The 531-nt window shown below is 61.0% G+C and carries 1 protein-coding gene; it reads right to left on the bottom strand.

Annotation, left to right across the window (positions count from 1 at the left end; translation table 11 throughout):
- A partial coding sequence (gene vgrG, locus G3O01_RS45045; RefSeq protein WP_205814012.1) for a type VI secretion system tip protein VgrG occupies window positions 1–531 on the bottom strand: 531 nt, incomplete at both ends.

Below are 531 nucleotides of genomic sequence, written 5' to 3'. Positions count from 1 at the left end.
GGTTGTAGCCGCTGCCCTGGTACTCTTTCGAGCGATAGCCCGACAGAATGCCGTTCGAATGCCATTGCGGCGTCTTCGCGCCGTTATAGACGCGCCCCGTGACGACAGGCCGGTCGCAATCGCCATCGAGCCAGCTGACGATCACTTCTTCGCCGATACGCGGCACATGCACGCTGCCATAACCGCCACCTGTATCCGACATCGCGACGCGCACCCAGCACGATGCGTTTTCATCGCCCTGATTCAAGCGGTCCCAATGGAAACGTACCTTGATGCGATTCAGTTCGTCGGTATAGACCTCTTCGTTCGCGGGGCCGACGACGGTTGCCGTCTGCAACCGCATCTCGGGCTTGCGATGCTCGAACGGACTGCGGTACGGAATGACCTTGCGCTGCGCCTCGACGCGCGCCATGAAAAAACCTTCGCTGCCGTCGCTGCCTTTTATCGCCAGCGATTCCGCGCCGTGCTGCGCACGCGCCTGCGCAATCACGCTATTCAGGCTGTGAGGGAAATCCGTCGTACCCGACGACA

This window comes from Burkholderia sp. Ac-20365 (assembly GCF_017104715.1).
GTDB lineage: Bacteria > Pseudomonadota > Gammaproteobacteria > Burkholderiales > Burkholderiaceae > Paraburkholderia.
This window is presented reverse-complemented; position numbering and strand designations above follow the sequence as displayed.